This window comes from Pedobacter antarcticus (assembly GCF_900112985.1).
GTDB classification, from domain to species: Bacteria; Bacteroidota; Bacteroidia; order Sphingobacteriales; family Sphingobacteriaceae; genus Pedobacter; species Pedobacter antarcticus.
The window spans coordinates 214,414-230,118 of record NZ_FONS01000004.1 but is presented as its reverse complement, the minus strand read 5'-3'; the positions used below and the strand labels follow the sequence as shown (position 1 = coordinate 230,118).

14 protein-coding genes are annotated in these 15,705 nt (G+C 39.1%); 2 read left to right on the top strand and 12 right to left on the bottom strand.

Annotated elements, in window-relative coordinates; translation table 11 throughout:
• Window positions 1-16 precede the first annotated feature (16 nt).
• Window positions 17-694 (bottom strand): response regulator transcription factor, encoded by a 678-nt coding sequence (locus BM192_RS10765; RefSeq protein ID WP_037444363.1) that lies wholly within the window; start codon window positions 692-694, stop codon window positions 17-19.
• Window positions 691-2,007 (bottom strand): sensor histidine kinase, encoded by a 1,317-nt coding sequence (locus BM192_RS10760; protein WP_051760228.1) that lies wholly within the window; start codon window positions 2,005-2,007, stop codon window positions 691-693. Before BM192_RS10760 ends, BM192_RS10765 begins: the two co-directional genes overlap by 4 nt.
• A 125-nt stretch (window positions 2,008-2,132) precedes the next feature.
• Here BM192_RS10760 and BM192_RS10755 point away from each other — a divergent pair, with 125 nt between their 5' ends.
• A complete protein-coding gene (locus BM192_RS10755; RefSeq protein WP_037444365.1) occupies window positions 2,133-4,502 on the top strand; it encodes an outer membrane beta-barrel family protein in 2,370 nt (789 codons plus the stop codon).
• A gap of 180 nt (window positions 4,503-4,682) precedes the next feature.
• Window positions 4,683-4,895, top strand: coding sequence for a hypothetical protein (locus BM192_RS20745; protein WP_037444367.1), 213 nt, complete (start codon window positions 4,683-4,685; stop codon window positions 4,893-4,895).
• Between the two features lie 173 nt (window positions 4,896-5,068).
• Here BM192_RS20745 and BM192_RS10750 read toward each other — a convergent pair whose 3' ends face one another.
• The 10 genes from BM192_RS10750 to BM192_RS10705 form a co-directional block, all read right to left on the bottom strand.
• Window positions 5,069-5,515: a hypothetical protein gene (locus BM192_RS10750; protein WP_143007835.1), complete on the bottom strand. Its 447-nt coding sequence runs from the start codon at window positions 5,513-5,515 to the stop codon at window positions 5,069-5,071.
• A gap of 102 nt (window positions 5,516-5,617) precedes the next feature.
• Entirely contained in the window at window positions 5,618-8,002 is a 2,385-nt protein-coding gene (locus BM192_RS10745; protein ID WP_074963981.1) for a TonB-dependent receptor, read from the bottom strand.
• A 9-nt stretch (window positions 8,003-8,011) separates the two neighbouring features.
• Complete coding sequence (locus BM192_RS10740; protein ID WP_037444371.1) at window positions 8,012-9,475, bottom strand: N-acetylmuramoyl-L-alanine amidase; 1,464 nt, start codon at window positions 9,473-9,475, stop codon at window positions 8,012-8,014.
• Window positions 9,476-9,477: 2 nt separating this feature from the next.
• Complete coding sequence (locus BM192_RS10735) at window positions 9,478-9,840, bottom strand: BlaI/MecI/CopY family transcriptional regulator (protein ID WP_037444372.1); 363 nt, start codon at window positions 9,838-9,840, stop codon at window positions 9,478-9,480.
• A gap of 88 nt (window positions 9,841-9,928) precedes the next feature.
• Entirely contained in the window at window positions 9,929-10,348 is a 420-nt protein-coding gene (locus tag BM192_RS10730; protein WP_037444373.1) for a DUF417 family protein, read from the bottom strand.
• A 330-nt stretch (window positions 10,349-10,678) separates the two neighbouring features.
• The gene (locus BM192_RS10725; protein WP_037444524.1) at window positions 10,679-11,068 is read right to left on the bottom strand and encodes a RidA family protein; all 390 of its coding nucleotides are present in this window, start codon (window positions 11,066-11,068) and stop codon (window positions 10,679-10,681) included.
• 126 nt (window positions 11,069-11,194) lie between these two features.
• Window positions 11,195-11,758, bottom strand: a complete 564-nt coding sequence (locus BM192_RS10720; RefSeq protein WP_037444374.1) for a Crp/Fnr family transcriptional regulator — start codon at window positions 11,756-11,758, stop codon at window positions 11,195-11,197.
• Window positions 11,759-11,918: 160 nt separating this feature from the next.
• On the bottom strand, window positions 11,919-12,857 hold the full coding sequence (locus BM192_RS10715; protein WP_201771420.1) for an NADP-dependent oxidoreductase: 939 nt from the start codon (window positions 12,855-12,857) through the stop codon (window positions 11,919-11,921).
• Window positions 12,858-12,964: 107 nt separating this feature from the next.
• Complete coding sequence (locus BM192_RS10710; protein ID WP_037444375.1) at window positions 12,965-14,194, bottom strand: alkaline phosphatase family protein; 1,230 nt, start codon at window positions 14,192-14,194, stop codon at window positions 12,965-12,967.
• A 45-nt stretch (window positions 14,195-14,239) separates the two neighbouring features.
• Entirely contained in the window at window positions 14,240-15,697 is a 1,458-nt protein-coding gene (locus BM192_RS10705) for a SusD/RagB family nutrient-binding outer membrane lipoprotein (RefSeq protein WP_051760229.1), read from the bottom strand.
• Window positions 15,698-15,705: the final 8 nt, after the last annotated feature.

The window sequence follows — 15,705 nt, the reverse complement described above, 5'->3', positions numbered from 1 at the left end:
TGCTGTTTTGGCCCTATTAATACTTAAATTCGAATCCTATCCCCCTTACTGTTGACAGTGAAATCTGGTCATCTGCACTGAGGTATTTGCGCAGTCTACTTACAAACACATCCAGGCTGCGTCCCGAGAAATAATCGTCGCTTTTCCATAGCTGTAACAGGATCTCTTCCCGCTTAATCAACCGGTTCTTATTCAAGTAGAAATGACGCAGTAGTAAGGCTTCTTTTTCAGTCAGGCGAATATTACCGGAATTGTGTATCAATAAAAGGCTTTGATGATCAAATTTATATTGTCCAAGCAGCAGAACTTCAGGTAAAAGCATTCCCGCCTGCGTACTACGTGCCAGAATATTTTTGATCCGCAGAACGAGCTCCTCGGCTTCAAAAGGTTTAACTATATAGTCATCAGCACCTAATCCAAGGCCTTTAAGGCGGTCGTCCTTTTGGCTCCTTGCGGTTAAGAAAACAAAGGGCATATCAGGGTATATCAATATAATATTTTCCGCTAATGTGAAACCGTCCATTACTGGCATCATTACGTCCAGCACGCAGATATCAGGAATTTCTGTTTTCAGATGTGCCAGTGCCTGCTCACCATGAAGCTTCCATGTTACCCTAAAACCCGCCAGTTCCAGGTATTGCTTCAGAATACCGCCAAAATCCAGGTCATCTTCGGTCATTAAAATATGTTTCATGCGAGAGGAATAATCAATGTAAAAGTGGATCCTGTCCCGGGGATGCTTTGAACGCTGAGCTCTCCACCGTGAGCGCCTGCTATGCTGCGCGTGTAAAACAAACCAAGGCCAAGCCCCTTGGTGGTATGTATATCACCCTTTTCCACGCGGTAAAACTTATGAAAAATATTGCTGATATCTGCCTGTGCAATGCCGATTCCGTTGTCCGTTATCATAACCCGGCAGCGATCCTCCTGCTTCATCACATCAACTATAAGTTGCGTACCACCATATTTCACTCCGTTTCCCAATAGGTTGGTTATCGCTGTGGTGAGATAAAAAGGATCAGCCAGAATTTCTTTGGGAACCTCTTTAAGTTTGCGAATAAGCTCAATGCCGGAATGAGCTGACTGGAAGTCGTCGAGCAGTTTTTCCAGGAAATCCAATAACGGTATTTCTACCTTGTTAAGTACCAGCTGTCCGGTTACGCCTGTATGCGTAACAACCTGATCTATCAATTTTTTTAAACGGTGATACTGGCGGTCAAGAACATTTAATCCATTCGAGCTGATACCGTTATCTTCCATTAATAATAATTGAGACCTGACCGTACTCAGCGCAATACCCATTGTCGCTAAGGGTGTATTAAATTCATGGGTGATATTGTTGATGAAATCCGTCTGCAGATCTGCTATCTTTTTCTGCGTAATCAGGCTCCTGATGGAAAAATAAAAAAGCAGGATCACTACCGTTAACAGGACCACCGAAAAGATAAGTAAGCCAAGCATTTCACGGAGAATACTACTACTGCCGCCATGAATAGTGAAAGTTGACCGCGAATTAAAGTTTCGTACCAAAGCTCCGTCAGCATCACTATTTGAAATCAGATCATGAAGTATTAATTGGTGGCCACCGTTAACGACTCCGTTTGCAAACCAACGTTTGTTGTTCAGATTTAGCACGGAACCATCACCTTGAAGAGAAACCTTATGAATAATTACCTCATAAGTGGTTTTGTATTTTTCTAAAATTTTATTCTTTCTGATATAAGCACTAACCTGCCTGCTAATTGCGGGTGAACCGCGACTTAAAAAAGCGGCCGCAGCTTCAGCACCTTTTGTACGTACAAGCATTTCGGCCTGTGTAAACCAGTCATTCCGGATCGAATCAATATTTATTTCGCTCTCCATCCGGGTGAGTTCTGCCCTAACCAATGTTTCTGCGTCTTTCTCTTTAAGAATATAAGTATTGTAAATAAAATATGTCTGGATAGCAGTTAACGCTATTATGGCTGTGCTGCAACCCCAGATCAAGTACTTTATTTTCCGTTTCATTTTCTAAAGATATTGGACTTCCAGGTTATTCCTAAATTTTCATTAGCCATTAACCTACCGTTAACAAAGCATTAACCAAAAGCAAGTACAGGTTTATAGATGTTTGAGGCATCTAATCAAACACTATGCGCATTTTATTTTCTCTATTATTACTGCCTCTGGCAGGATTCACACAAAATCTTACTTTGTCAGGTCATATCCGGGACGAAAAACACATTGCTGTTCCTTATGCTAATATAACATTGAAGAGCAGTAAAGATAGCAGCTTTAACCAACGGGCCGTTGCGACCCCGGACGGAGCGTTCAAATTCGCAGGACTAGCCAAGGATGATTATAAAATATTGATCAATGTAGTCGGTTTTGTATCCTTTGAGCAATCAGTTGAGGTGGATAGAGATATGGAGCTACCAATTATAAATTTACAAGATGAGGTTTCGCAGCTTGCCGAAGTACAAATCACAACCATTAAACCTAAGATCATACGTAAAATAGACCGGGTGGAATTCAGTGTAGAGAATACCGTGCTATCATCCGCTAATGCCTGGGAGATCGTCAAACGTGCGCCCGGGGTCCAGTCCGGTGGCGGGGAGCTTTCCTTGCGCGGCAGTAAATCTATTTTGGTGACCATTAACGATAAAAAAGTTTATCTCTCCGGTGATGAATTGAAAGCATTTCTGGAAAGTACCGGTGGTAACGAAGTCAAGTCTGTAGAGATTATTACTAACCCACCCGCAAAATACGATGCATCTGGTAGCGCAGTTATCAATATTAAACTAAAAAACAACCTGCAAAGCGGCTACAAAGGCTCAATAAATAGTAGCCACACCCAGGGAATTTATGCCAAAAGTAATTTCGGTACAAACCAGTATATAAAAGGGCAGAAATTTGCTGCTGCTGCCAATTATACTTTTGGTAATGGAATCTTTTATAATGAGATCAGTGAAATAACTGATTATGTTGTCCAGCAGCAGACCTGGTATAACACACTCAGGCGAAAGAATTTCCGAGATGCTGAGCATACCTATCGGTTTAATGTGGAGTATACGCCGGACAGTCTTAATACTATCACAATCGGCACAAACGGATATATTGCAAAAAAGAATCATGCACTTTACCTGATACCTACGGCTATCTATGAAAACGGACAGTATAAATATAGCTTCGACACACGAAATGAACGGACCACGCCACGCAGTAATAAGGCTTATAATATCTCCTATGAACATCGTTTCTCAGCTAAAGAATCATTGAATCTGAATGCAGATTTCACGAAAGATCTTAACAGGGCAGATCAAGATATCAGTACAATTTACCACGTAGCGGATTCTTACTTTGGCCGGTTTAAAAACAACAATGATCAGCAGATCCGGTTGTTTAGCACCCAGCTGGATTACCGTAACAATATGCCGCTGTTTGAATTGGAAAGCGGTTTAAAATATAGCAAAGTGAATGCTGATAATAAACAGGATTTTCAGCAATACCTGCCCGGTAGTTTTGCTGCCGATCCCGCGCTCAGCAATACCTACCGGTATGATGAATCGGTACTGGCAGGTTATATCGGTCTCCATAAGGAAATCAAAAACTGGAGCTTAAAGGCGGGACTACGCGCTGAACACACCGCCACACTGGGAAATTCGAGCCAACAGCAGGAGATGAACAGACAGAGTTATTACAATTTGTTCCCGACTTTCTTTGCGCAGAACAAGCTTAATGACAGTCATACTTTAGGCCTGTCTTATGGCAGGCGGATTAGTCGTCCGCAATACAGCTATCTAAATCCTTCAAAAACTTATTTCAGTCCAAATTCTTACCTGGTAGGTGATGCTAAGCTCAAGCCGGCTATTACCGACAAGCTTAGCATAAGTTATGCTTATAAAGGTAACTATAGGGCTGAAGCTTATTACAGCTATGAACAAAATCCCACAATTCAACTACCTTTCCAGGATAATGTAAATAATTTACTGATCCAAAAGGTTACTAACATCCCTGGAAACCGCTATTATGGTATCGATTTTAGCGCCAACTTCCAACTAGCGCCTTGGTTCACTATCGACCTGCAGGCTGGACCGAACCGAGTTGAAAGCAGCTTCAAGTTAAGCGATGGGACTATGCTGTACAACCGGACCAATTCATTAAACGCCAATATAGACCAGCAATATATAATTAGCAAAAGCGATGGATTTAGCGCTAACGTCAACTTCAGCTTTACCACAGGTGGCATACAAGGCCCGGCCAAAGTGAGTTCTATGAGCAGTCTAAATTTTAGTGCCAGTAAAAAACTATTTAGCAACAGAGCGGAAATTGGCTTAATGATATCCGATGTTTACCGTGGTGAGAAAATGACGGTAAGTTCCAATTACGCCGATCAACGTAACTCATTTACCTATTACGGAGATACTCAAAACATCCGGTTCAGCTTCAAATATAACCTAGGTAATAATGCGCTGAAGAGTAAAGCCCTTAAGGGGAAAACAAGTGAACAGAGCAGGCTTTAGCTTGCTTATGTTTAACCTATTTCTTGTCTAACCTGCAGCTATGGTAAGCATATAATAGATTGACCTCAGCAAATAATAACTTAATATTCCCGAATAATCATTATAACAAAAAGGGAAATTATTTTAGGTATATATTTGATTTATCTATTACAGTGTATTTTTTTACTAAAATTTAAATTTATGAAAACAACTAAAAAGTACTTCGGATTATTAGCTATCGTATTATTAATGTCAACAAGTTTAAATGCATCTACTGGAAGACTTGCGCCTTCTAGAAATTGTCTTCAATATGCATTTGACATGGGAGCTGAAATGTTTTGGGCTGGTGGATTTTCTACAAGAGAAATAGCTAACATGTCATATATTCATTACCAGGTTTGTTCAGGCCTTTAAAAATTAAAGAAAAGCACAAGTCATTTTGAAGTGAACCCCAAAAGTTTTTGTCCAACTTTTGGGGTTCACTTCATCTTTAAATATAACTTGTGCTTTTTTTTTATTAGACTTTAAACTGAAATGTGTCAACATCACTTCTTCTTAGGTGGAAGTTTTCAAACGCTATGGTAATGCTAAAGCTTCTCAAAATCCACGGTAGTTTCGGGGTATAGTACCAGTCTAACGTTTGCTGATCTATAGGTTTTGTCGGGTAGTACTTCTAGTATCGTCAGATTATACTGATGCTTAAACTCAGCCCCGGCCTTTACGATTAACTCTTGTAAATCCTTCCATGAAAGAGTCGGATGATTAATTTCTCTAAGAATCTGAACGTTTTGTTTACCTGGATCATAAACGAAAGTTAAATTTCTGTTGTAAGGGGGGACACACTTGCAATAAAAACTTATATACTTAAGGTTTCCTTCCGTCCCCAACTCAGCAATCTTATTATTAGGAGCAGTACTTAGGGTATCTACGACATAATAGACATCTTTTTTCGTCTGTCCTGCCAGCTTTTCAGAAGTCAGTGACGAAATTAGAATTATCGCGAATAATAATATTTTATTTTTCATACTAATCACTTTTGAAAGTTACTCCTTTTTAACAGCAAAGGCTTTTAATCGGGCCATCTTGCCATTACTAAATCGCCAGAAGTCGCAATATAAATAATGATCAGCTGTAAATCAGTTACTCCGACGTCTTTCTTCTTCATTACCAGGCTTATGATCTTGTTGCTTAATTTTTTCGTTTCCGAAATTATACCTGACTGTTAAGCGTAAATATTGTGAATCATAATAGTTTTTATACTCCTGACCTATGCCGTTGACTATACTACTATATCTTTCCTTTCCGCTTTTCAGTATATCGGATACATTCAATGCAAGCTGGAGTTTGTTATCTAAAAGCAGTCTTTTAAATCCAATATCAAGACGATATTGACTTTTCATTTTATTCAGTTCATTAACTCCGGGGAACTGATACCAAAAGTTCAACTCCCCCATCATTGTTCTGACCTTATTAAACACAACTTGGTTGGAGGAAGAAAAATAAGCCCCAAAACCATTTAAACCCGGCAAAGTCTGCGCAATAGACGAATTAGACCTAACATAATATACATCCAGCTGATTTACGCTTTCTAACCATTTCAGTTGATTAAAAATAATAGAGTTGCTCAACTGATACTGATAGCTGGTAATTAAATTCAAGGGGCGCAAGATCTGAATATTAGTATTTACGTCGGTAAAATTCACATTACTATACCCATCATTGGTATTATTGAACGACAATGTCGTAGTTAAAACCTTGGAATAGGTATGGGACAATTCGATGTTATTATTGTAAGAAGGTCGTAGAAATGGATTACCTTCTGCATAGGAATATTGATTACTGTACCATCGGAAAGGGTTCAGCTTTTTATAAGCTGGCCGGTTAATACGGCGTCCATAGTTCAAAGAAAACTCACTTTCTTCATTTTTCCGATAGCTTATAAATAAAGTAGGAAACAGCCTTAGATAATCATCGCCGGTTGTTGAATTTACAGACACACCTTCTATCTGCGTATACTCGGCTCTTAATCCCATCTGAAAATCCCAATTATTGATGGTTTTATTCAGGTTAAAATAAAGTGCCTGTGTATTTTCAGTGTAATTAAAAAGGTTGGTCTGACTATTATCAATTTCATAAATATCATTCTTCATCCTGTAGAAGGATACATCGCTTTTATTTTTTATAAAGCTCGCTTTTGCCCCTAAAGAAAGAGTAAATGCCTTGTATGGTAAATCCACATCAGCCTTTAAGGTATATAGATCGATATTCTGCCCGCTTGACGAAAGATATTGAGCAAATGATCCTGGAATTATCCCACCATCCTGATTATAAGTTGTGTTATCGAAAAATCGCTGATTATCATCTCTATACTTAAACCAGTCTGCATTAATGACAAGCTGTTTACCCATTGTATCAATTAACTGTTTCAAATAAAAATTTGCCGTCTTATAATTCGATTTGATCTTGGCATTGGCGTCAGAATTCAATAGCGAATCTATCGCCCCTGCTTTATTAAATACTGTTGTTTTTATATTTTCTTCAGAATGGAAATCTGTCAGTCCGGCATTATAAGAGATTCCGGCAATTGTATTTTTTGAAATCTGATAATCCAGACCTAATTGTCCGCTGGGTACAATTCGAAAATTCCGGTCTTTATTCACTATGTTCCAGGTCTGCGTGGGATAAAAAATACTGCTTTGCTCAAAAGGAACGGTTGAGCCTTTACGAAAATTGAAATTTGTGAATAAGGTGATTTTATCTTTTCTAAAGCTTAAATTTCCGCCACCGGAGCCAGTATGATGAGTCGCCTGAGTAAAACCGAGATTTACTGCCCCCTTAAATCCTTCTGCAACAGATTTCTTTAACACGATATTAATCAAACCATTATTCCCCTGAGCATCATATTTAGCAGAAGGATTGGTGATAACCTCAATTCGGGAGATATGATCTGAAGGAATAGATCTTAAATAGTTAGCCAAATCATCTTCAGATAGTGGCGTGAGTTTATCATTAATCATAATATTGATACTTCCTTTGCCGACTAAAGAAACCCTGTCATTTACAACCCGGATGCCGGGAACTTTGCTCATTAGCTCTAGTGCATCACTTCCAATTGCGGCTACACTCCCATTTACATTAAAAATTGTCCTGTCTACCCTTTTCTCTATTAATGCTTTTGTAGACCGAATTTCTACATTTTGCAGCTCAATTGCCGATTTTTCGAGTTTTACACTAATTACAGTATCTGCCGCCAGTAGTAGCTTGTGTTGTATTTCCCCAAAATCTACCGAAGAAAATAAGAGCAGATAATTGTCTTTTTTAAGATCATTAAAAATGAACCTGCCCAGAATGTCCGTTCGTGTTATTTTCGAAAAGTTATCCTTATTTGTAATCGTAACCGATATGGCAGCCGCCGAGCCATCTTCTCCAGATACATTACCAATTATTTTATATTGCGCGGAGGATCTGTTCACCAGTAAAAACATACCGGCAAACAAAAGAAAGCTTGCGAATTTAAACATGTTATTTTGCTATTTTTCCCGATTTAGGATGGTGTTGTATTCTATTATAGAACTTACGATTGTGTTTGCTAACTCTTCCTGTTTTACGGGGTTAGTCAAATAATCCCTGTCATTTTTATTGCTTAAATAACCTAATTCAAGGATAATTGCCGGCGCGCTGCTTTTGTTTAAAATATACAGGCTTTCAACTTCTTTTGGTGTGTTGTCTACTGCAATTTCTTTGAGCTGACTTAAGTTTTTATATAACTGATAACTAATTTGATCTAACCTTTTACGTTTCACACTATCTGCGCCGGCATTTCCAACCAGCAGCTGGATTCCGTTAATTTTAGGATCAATATCCTGACCCAGATGAAATGAAACCAATAGATCGCCTTTTGATTTAACACGATCCTTTAAAGATAGATACTGGTCTATATTTCTCGTCGTGACAACTTTAACATTTCTTTCGTTTGCAATGCTGTTTACCTTTTGCAAGATTAGCAATGCCAGGTCTTTTTCCAAAATGCCACCACCCTCAGCTCCCTTATCTGTACCCCCATGCCCGGCGTCCAAAACCAACACAAAATTGCTGTTCCCGGCAACCTGTTTCAGGGAGATATCAGGCGCTTTAAATGCAAATATCCAACTTAGGCAAACAAGTAATGGAATAATGGTTAAATAAGACCACCTCAATCTAGGGGATGATGTCTTTGTAAACAGCCTTACAATCCTGGTTTTAAGTGGCTGCCTGCTGAAACTATGGAGAATTGGATTTGATGGTTTCTTTGAAGCAAGTCCGATAAGCAGGTTTGCATAGGTATCAGCAGAAAACTCAGTTGCTGTGATCTGGTCGGCTTCAAATTCATGTACCTCTTCTAAAGCCTTTTCATACCAATAAATAACTGGATTGAACCACAGCAACGATTTACAAAGCAATAAAACTAATTTATCGAGCGTATGCAGCTGTTTCGCATGAACCCGTTCATGTGCTAACAGTATCTGCATTTCATTTTTTGTCAGACTGTCCCGATCTATAAAAACGTAATTAAAAAAGGAGCAGTTAACAAAGCCGCTTTTCTTATAAATGACCTTTAAACCGTCGATACGGGTAAACTCAGCATCGGCATACCGGATTAACTGATATATTTTAAAGAAGCTTACTGACAAAAACATCAGCATAACTAAAAGATATGTGTAAAAAAACAAATCTGAAAGTGACAGGAAACCAGTCGCATCACTGATCACTATTGGTGAAAGTGATTTACCTGATATATGTTCTACAGTATCGTAGTCGCCAAAAAACCGGGGAGCAATAATCTCCTGACTTCGCTCAAATTTCAGGGAAGGAATCGTAAAACTGAGCAGCAATGTGGCAACCAGATACGCGCGATTACCTTTAAAAAAGCTTAGTTTCTTTAAGAACAGCACGTAAGTTCCGAAAAAAAGCGCCAGACATATACTGACTTTCAGCAGATAATAGATGAATTCCATGATCAGGATTTTTTCTTGATCAAAGCTTTGAGATTTTCAACATCCTGTTCGCTTAACTGCTCCTCTTTAACCATAAATGAGAGTAAACTTGCAGGTGAACTATCAAAATATCCAGCAAACATTTTTGAGAAGGTTGTCTTTGTATACGCTGCCTTACTTATCGCAGGAAAATACTCATAAGTTTTTCCATACGCTTTGTAGGATACATAACCTTTTTTCTCCAGCAACCTTACTGTGGAGGAGATTGTATTATATGGTGGCTTCGGCTCTTCGTCCAGTGCTTCAATAATATCCTTGACAAATGCGCTTTGCAGTTTCCAAAGGACCTGCATTACCCTTTCTTCGCTTCTGGTTAATTCTTCCATATCCGAAGGTATAACTTATATTTCAGTTACACAACTAAAAGTTAGTTATACAACTGACTTTCCAGTTGTATACTAACTTTTAGAGATATTAATCTGAGTGACGCTCAATTACCTGTAAGGATATAGCTAGAAATGCCAGGTCTTTTAGAATGAAAAAGTCGGTTACAAGTACAAACTCAACCTTTTTCCAAATCCCAGGTGTGGTAACAAGAAAGCTAATTGTTGTCAGAAATATGATTAACGCGAGATACCCTCCTATTTTTCCGGCTATTTTAATCCGAAAAGAAAGCAATAAGAGCAGACCTGTGATTATTTCAAACAGACCTATTAGAACTGATACGATATTTACCGAAGCAATTTTATACATCCAGCTCATTAAAAAGCTATGCTCTACAAGAGGTTTGATAGCGGCAGCCTCCGCAGCAGTAAACTTCAGAATACCAATCCATAATAATACTAACGATGTCGCAATTACACCAAAAGCGTATCCCATTTTTTGAATTTTCATATTGTTTTTATGGCTTAGTCGGAAAAACAATTTAAGCCTTACAAATAAAATTAAAGAACTATTCCTGCGCGCTTCTCCTATCAATAATGATTGAGCAATTCGTAGTATTCCTATTTATTCTGTTTATCGTCAGACGAGAAGGTGTATTTCGTCATTATTGCGGATCCTGGTCGGACTGCATCCAATGTCCGTTCATACTTCCTTCAATTTCGATTGAAGGAAGTATGAAGGAACTATGAATAAACAGTGAAGGAAGTATGAATCGAAACTTAGCGAAACCCGAGCATGACATAATTAACCTTTGATTAAAAGCACTTGTTCTGATCTCAGTTATTTTACTACTGTAGCTTCAAATTCGACTTTTAATGTTTCGAAAAGACTTTTTACTTCTAATAGGGTCGTTGCTTGTTTAATGCCGTATTTCGCTATCCAGTTCTGGAAAATATCAAAATGAGGCCAAAGTTCGGCAGTTGAGGTCGTGTAGATATTCAACCGGACAATACCTTTGCATTCATAACCGGCTTCCTGAATCACTTGTTCCAGATTCTGCAATGCCAGAATGAGCTGGGACTTCATATCTTCGTTACTTGATATTCCATTCGCATCTATAGCCGCCTGGCCTGAGCAATACAGCGTACTTTCGACATTTTTAACTTCAACAGCTTGTGAGTAACTACGTGTATCCTGCCATTTCCAGGGATTAATATTTCTTGTTTCCATTTTATCAGGGCTTTGAATTCGCACCAACACTGGCGCTTATTTAAAATTTATATTCAAATCTGCAGATAACCCATGGAACTGGCTCTTGACAAAGCGCACGAATAAAAAGTGAGTTATATCACAGCATTAAGGAGACAGTCTGCTCAATGTTTCGCGGGAAACACCGAGGTAGGCGGCAAGCAGACTTTTAGGTACTCGCTGTACAAGAGAGGGATACTGTTTAAGAAGCTGTTCATAACGCTCTTTAGAATTTGACGTTAACCACGATATAATACGTCTTTGTGACCCGATAAAACCATAGTTTGATTTCTCGAGGAAGAAACGTTCCATCTTCTGAAGATCGTCACACAGCTTTTTATAGTCTTTGAGTAACAGGCAGAGTACTTCTGTATCTTCTACACATTCCAGCGACAGTGTTGCTGCAGTTTGTGTATAGAACGCATAAAAATCACTTTCCCACCAATCTTCCATAGCAAAAGAAACAATATGCTCCTTTCCCGTATTATCGGTGTGTACAAGCTTTAAAAGCCCGGAAACTACAAAATAAAAGTATTTCACCGGTTCACCTTCCTGTATAAGAAATTGGTGCTTCTTAAATTTTTTGGCTGTAAAATGAGTACGTACGAAAGCAAATTCCTCGTCACTCAATGACACTATTTTCTCTATATGTTGACGTAATATGTCTTGCATGCCTGAATTCTATAAAAGTAGTGATGATTTAGAAAAATCATGAATTAATTTTAGAACGGCACAATAATTTATTGTTTTGAACGCTTTAGTATATGAGAGCGTTAATTTAGATTAAACGGGAATGGTCGGAGATCATTCCCGTTTTCCTTTTTCAGGCTTATTATAACCTGACAACTATTTTCCCTTGCGTCCTCCCGGTTTCCAGTGCTTTATGGGCAATTATCATATCTTCGAAATCAAAGACCTGCGATACATGAGATTTAAGCTGACCATTTTCTAGTAACCTTGCAATCTGCTGCATATCCTGACCATCCGATTGCACCATTATGAAATATCCGTTAATTCCTGAATCCTTTGTTTTTTCGGCCACCATTTCTCTGAATCCGGAAGGAATGCTGATTATCGTGCCCCCCTTTTTAATCACTTTCAAAGACCGGTCTATGTTGTCACCGCCGATGGTGTCCAGCACAAAATCAATATCTCTCGTGGCCTGCTCAAAAGGAACAGCTGTGTAATCTATATGCTCGTCTGCACCCAGACTAAGTACAAAATCTTTTTTTGCACCGGAAGAAGTTCCAATTACATAGGCGCCGAGGTGCTTGGCAATCTGTACCGCGTAATTTCCTACCCCACCAGCCGCAGCATGAATTAATACACGATCTCCAGCTTTAACCTTCGCATTGGTTACCAGGGCCTGCCATGCTGTCAAAGCCGCCAGCGTAGCTGCAGCTGCATCGATATGGCTTATTGATACAGGTTTTAGTACCAGTTGATCGGCAGGTGCCGATACATATTCCGCATAAGCTTTACCGTGCCCGGGGAAGTTGACCATTCCAAATACCTCATCGCCAACTTTGAACCTCTCAGACCGCGATTCCGTTACAATCCCGGAGATATCCCAACCCAAAATAATCGGCCTCTCCTCTCCGATTTTTCCGGCAGCCCCTTTACCTTCTCGGGTTTTTATATCTACTGGATTTATGCTTATTGCTTTTACCCGGATCAACACTTCTTGTTCCTTTACTGCTGGTATCTCCAACTCTTGGATTTGCAGCTGATCGGCAGATCCAAACTCTTTTAAAATGATTGCTTTCATCATATTTTATTTTTTATATGTCAAAATTGAACATTCGAAATCACAGCACTGCAACAAAAATAGAGTGCTTTCAAGGCACTCTATTTTTATATTTACCAAGCTAAGACAGACTATTTTTCTACAAAAAGCCACTTATTTAATGTATTAGCGGGCGCTTCGATTACAATTTTATAAAATTCAGAAGGATATTCTTTCACATTAATTAATGCATGCCCATCCTTTACCGGAACTTCTTTGACCATATGATAGGTATCCTTTCCACCTGTCTTGAAGTTATTGGTAGTAGTAACCCATATTTTAACATTCCCGGAGTTCTCAATCACCTTCCAGCTGAGGTCAATATCTCCCTGAATGTAATTGACTTTCATATCTGCTACTGACACCGGGCCAATCAGTGGTGTTCCATCAATTTCCTCCAAAACATCTTTGGGGATTTGTACACCCGAATACCTGGCGATCGTAGGCATAATATCTACAATCCCTGGATCATAAGTATGTGCGTATTTATTCAAGTCATTACTGTTAGTTACCAACCAGGTATTACGCTGCCTGTCTGATTGCCCGCCATGTCCTTTACCATCTTTTTCGCTACGCCCATGATCTGTTGTAATAATTAGCAGCCAGTCTTCTTTAAACTTCCTTTTACGCTCGTTGATGGCATCATATATTTTACCCATCTGAACATCCAGCATTTGAACTGATGCATAATATTTAGGACTATCACCATACATATGCCCCATATCATCTGTATATTCCAGGTATACCCAGGACAAATCAGGTGCATCTTTTCTGATGCTCAATGCCGCTTGTTCCACGACTTTTTCATCGATGCTGTGCATAAAATCGCGCTGCTTATCATGCTTGAAATTCAACGTATCCAATTCATAACCGTCGGCAATATAATCGACCTGTAAATTACCGGCCGAAGGCAGTCGATGCCCTAAAAGCTTAGTACGGTTATCTGTCCAGCTAGAATATATCCCCGTCTTTTTGTCTGGAAATTGGGATTTAAATAACCTGAATATATTTTGATAATTATAGTTAGGTTCCTTAATATCATTATCCGGCACATTATGTTTGTTCACCCAGGTTCCGGTAAGCAGGCTGTTATACCCTACTGCAGAAATAGTCGGTGTCTCATTATAACTTCCCTTATCGCCTCCAACATGTATCCTGAGGTAAGTACCTTCATTGATTATACGTTTGAAGTTTGGTAATTCCAATTTTTCTATGACATCTGGTGGAATGCCATCTGCAATAACATAAACTACTTTTCGCTTAGATTGCGCATAACCACTGACACTCAGCAGTAAAAGGCCGCAAATAAATATTTTTTTCATGTAATATCTGATCGTATTGATGAATATAAGAATTGAGTTCAGAACTTATGGCTTAAGGAGCCACATTACTCCGTTTATATTATCTCCCTCCGGAAACTGCCTGCTAATTGCATCAATCACATGCTGCTGATTTACCTGCAAGTCCGACTCCGGATACATCCAGCGTTTAGGTACGCGTTTATTATTCAACACGCCTGAACCGGAAACCTCAAAAACCGGAAAACCAGTACGTCTCTGTTCGAAAAATGGTTGCCAGCTGCTGTTCATAAACGAAGCAATATATTTTTGAGTAATAATCTGTGAAACAGCATTATTGCCCAACTGCAATTCGCTCTGTGACAAATAATTTTTGATAGTCGTCTGATCAATATTATAAAAACTCATGGAAGCCGCAATTCCATTCTGATAATAATCATTTGCACTTCCTCCGATCCAGCCCCTGGTCACACCTTCTGCTAAAATAAACTGCTGCTCAGGGTATCCAATTGCGATACTGGCTTCGTTCACCGGATTGCTATAAAACCGGGGGTTAATCCTGGATGCTTCTCCTTTTATCTGACGCAAAGCATTTTCATTAACTGGAGCACTTCCTTGTATGCCGGCATAAGCACTAAAATCTGTTGCTGGCAATGCTGCGAACTTCGGTGCCTTATCTGCAAAGCTGAACAATCTCGGATCCTTAAGCTGTTTTAATATATTGACAAAACTTTCATCCATATAATAGGCAGTCTGGATACTATTATCATTAAAATATGGATAACGATTATCCTGAAGATCGTAGAATTTTAACTGGCCATTATCTGCATTACCCGTGAAAACCGGATATTGGGACGGGTTATTTACGATTTCAGCAAACCGCTTTTTAATCTCAAAACGACTGTCATTTTCCTTCATCGATAAGCTCATCAATACCCTTAACGCTAATGAATTGATTGCACGCTTCCAATTCATCATATTACCATTATAGACAATATCACGCTGTACAGAAGGTGTGTTTCCGTCAATCATGCCATTTGCAGTTTTCAGGTCGTTCAATATGCTGAGGTAAATATCTTCCTGTTTGTCATATTTTGGTGAGCTGATATTATCTTCGCCTTTCAAAGCGTCGCTATAAGGAATATCGCCGAAAGTCTGGGTTAGTTTTAAAAAATACCATGCTTTGAAAAACTTCACCAGTGGCATATATTCTGGTTTGTTTTGTGCGGTCGCTGCCTGCTCCATTTTAACCACCTGCAAGAGATTGTCAAAATCGCCGTAATCGCTCCTGGTCCAGCCATAATATTGATAATTGGATGCAGACTCGGTAATTCCCATCTGTCTTGTCGCAACTGCAACATTCAAACTCGTAGACTGAAAAGCCTTTTGTTCGACCGTATTAAGTAATAAATCTGGTGTGGCAATGGTCGACTTATTGGGGTCTATTTGAAATTCGCTTAGTTTTTTACATCCTGTATGCAGTAAAACAATGCTTGCTGCAAGTAAAATGAATACTCTTTTTTTCATGTGTATGT